The sequence below is a fragment of the Acinetobacter sp. UBA3025 genome (genome assembly GCF_002367915.1).
Classification (GTDB): domain Bacteria; phylum Pseudomonadota; class Gammaproteobacteria; order Pseudomonadales; family Moraxellaceae; genus Acinetobacter.
Genome location: NZ_DFDO01000048.1, coordinates 1 through 2,752, shown reverse-complemented (window position 1 = coordinate 2,752; position 2,752 = coordinate 1). Strand labels below are relative to the sequence as shown.

General features: G+C 44.5%; 2 protein-coding genes and 1 pseudogene. 1 reads left to right on the top strand and 2 read right to left on the bottom strand.

The window, feature by feature from the left end; genetic code table 11:
* Nucleotides 1-50: 50 nt before the first annotated feature.
* A pseudogene (locus B4J23_RS01960) lies at nt 51-707 on the top strand (alpha/beta fold hydrolase); the annotation flags it as partial.
* 29 nt (nt 708-736) lie between these two features.
* Here B4J23_RS01960 and B4J23_RS01955 read toward each other — a convergent pair.
* Nucleotides 737-1,600: a class I SAM-dependent methyltransferase gene (locus B4J23_RS01955; protein ID WP_004782005.1), complete on the bottom strand. Its 864-nt coding sequence runs from the start codon at nt 1,598-1,600 to the stop codon at nt 737-739.
* Between the two features lie 123 nt (nt 1,601-1,723).
* A complete protein-coding gene (gene nagZ, locus B4J23_RS01950) occupies nt 1,724-2,746 on the bottom strand; it encodes a beta-N-acetylhexosaminidase (protein WP_004782006.1) in 1,023 nt (340 codons plus the stop codon).
* Between the last annotated feature and the right edge of the window lie 6 nt (nt 2,747-2,752).

Genomic DNA, 2,752 nt, shown 5'->3' with positions numbered 1-2,752 from the left:
ATGTCATAGCGGTCCTGTTCTGTCGCTGTAAATTCTGACATCTGCTTAAAGAACAGGACCGCTATGACATCAACTGTAACCGTCTTTTAAGACTGACCAATGTACCGATTCCTCAATGCAAAGTTTTGGTGGCTTGCGGGCAATATGACAGCTTTACCTTGCCGCATGAGAATGCCAATTTTGCCCTGCAATGTCCAAACATGCAGTATGTGCAGATCGCTTCTGCAGATCATGTGCCTCAGTTACAGCGCCGTAAAGAAACCATGCATCTATTTGCAACTTTCTTGCGTGATGAGCCGGTTGATCAGCTCGAAGGTATTATCCCGTTCACCCGTGAACAGATGCAGCAGATCGAACGACGTGGTGAAGAGCGGATTACAGTTCAGGATCCACAGCGTTATTTAAGTCATCGCTATTCTGATCTGATACTCAAGGCAGAAATTATCGATATGAATTTCTTTGGGGTGTTGCTGGAATTAGAACCTGGATTAACTGATCAGGCAGCCGCGTATCCACGTGATCTGGCTTTACATCTGGAAGATGAAGAAGGCGAGTTTAAGATCGAATGTTTAATCTTCGAGCATGATGGCACTCAGTTACGTGCTTTGTTCAAGCATGGCAGTTTTGATGTAGCAGAGCGTTTACTACGTTTTGTCCAGAAAGAGAAAGCACTTCAACAGGCTGAAGTATTCGATGCAGTCATCTAAACAATAAAATTCATAAAAAAACAGCGTGATTAAACGCTGTTTTTTTTCACCGCATGAATCATCCAGACCAAATCGCCTAGATGTTCATCCTGTTCATAATGAGGATTCTGCTGTCGAGGTTCTGCAAAATAACGTTGTGGTTGTTCGACCTCCACCTGCATAAACCCAGCTTGCTGAAAAAACTGCTGTAGTTCTTGGGGTGATTTAAAATGAAAGGTGAATGCACTGCGTGACATGAATTTTAGCAGACGGCTACAAGCCCAGATAAAGCTTGCCAGTTTATTTTTGACTGGTTCAGGATAAATATCACTGAGATAATGCACTTCACTAAAGCCTTGACCATATTCGGTAATGCCTTTGAGTAAGGTAAACAGCATTTTTTGATCAAAGTAATTGATCAGGCCTTCACTAATAATAACGAGAGGTTGCTGCGGGTCAAAGACTTTAAAAATATTCGCCAGTTCTGCACTAAAAATATCGGCACTCAATACTTCCGGGGCATCCTGATCAATCTGCTGCAAAGCATTGGTTTTGATCCTGGCCATATCGGGCAGATCCAATTCCCGATAATTAATCCCGGGAAATTTCTGTCTAAAGTTCCAGCTGCGTGGGGATAAGCCACTGGCAATTTCCAGTACCTGTAATTGAGGATATTCACTAATTAACTGACCTAGGTGTTCGTCAATCATTTGATGACGCTGTTTCAGGGTGGTGCGCATACTGCCGCCTACATGACGTTCAGCCCATGACTCCAGTGGATGAACCAGTTTAGCGAGAAATTTACCTTTAGAGGTGGCAAATACGGGATGTGAAATCCCCATTTTGTACCAGATATAGCCGGTATAATGTGCAGTAAAAGAAATATGGCGATGTTGCGAAAGAGATTCTGTCATGTCGTCCTGACCTTATTGTTGTTTTAATTCAATGCTGCTCATTAATATAGCAGTCTTTTCAACATGATAATAAAAAAGGAACACCTTGTCGTGTTCCTTTGTCGTATTCAGATCATTTAAAAATTACAGAACCTGATCTTTAAACTGGCTGATTTCATCACGGATCTGGCGCCACTCATCTCCAAGATTCAGTTCAGTGCTGATCTGAATCTCTGGAATTTTTCCGCGCATACGTTCCAGACGCTGCTGATTGGGCAGTGGCAGATCCTGAATGCCCTCAAGCGCAATACATTGTGCTGCGCGATCATTGCAGACCAATCCCATATCACAACCTGCTTTCAATGCCGCCTGAATACGGGCATCGGCACCGCCAGCCACACAGGCAGCCTGCATGCTTAAATCATCCGAGAACAGTACGCCGTCGAAGCCAAGTTCTTGACGTAACACTTTCTGAATCCAGAATTCTGAGAAACCGGCTGGATTTGGATCCACTTGGCTATAAATAACATGGGCAGGCATAAGTGCATCCAGTTTTGACTGTAACTGGATAAAGGTCTGCATATCTTTTTGCTGGATTTCTTCGTAGCTACGCATATCAATGGCTGCAGCTACATGCGAATCTGCTTTAACCGAACCATGTCCCGGGAAATGCTTACCAGTTGAAGCCATGCCAGCACGTTTCATACCTTTCAGGAAAGCACCAGCCAGTGGAATAATATCCTGAATATTTTTGGCGAAACTACGGTCGCCAATCACATCGCTAATATCATTTAAATCCAGCACAGGCGCAAAACTAAAGTCAATTCCGACAGCCAGTACTTCGGTGGCCATTAACCAGCCACATTTCTCGGCCAGTTCCAGCGCTTTTTCACGATTAGTCTGGTAAAGCTCACCAAATTTACCCATGGCAGGCAGTAGGGTAAAGCCCTGTTTCAGGCGCTGTACCCGGCCACCTTCCTGATCCACCGCAATCAGAATATCTGGACGGACCTGACGCATATGATCAGTCAAAGCGCGGACTTGGGCAGGAGATTCAATATTGCGACCGAATAAAATTACACCACCGACTTGTGGTGCACCCAAGAGTTCAATATCTTCTTGAGTAAGGGTAGTGCCTGCGATGTCGAGCATCAATGCGCCAATCATATGCGG

Coding starts and splice junctions, on each gene's coding strand:
- B4J23_RS01955 (WP_004782005.1), bottom strand. CDS start 1,600: ATGACAGAATCTCTTTCGCAACATCGCCATATTTCTTTTACTGCACAT.
- nagZ (WP_004782006.1), bottom strand. CDS start 2,746: ATGATTGGCGCATTGATGCTCGACATCGCAGGCACTACCCTTACTCAA.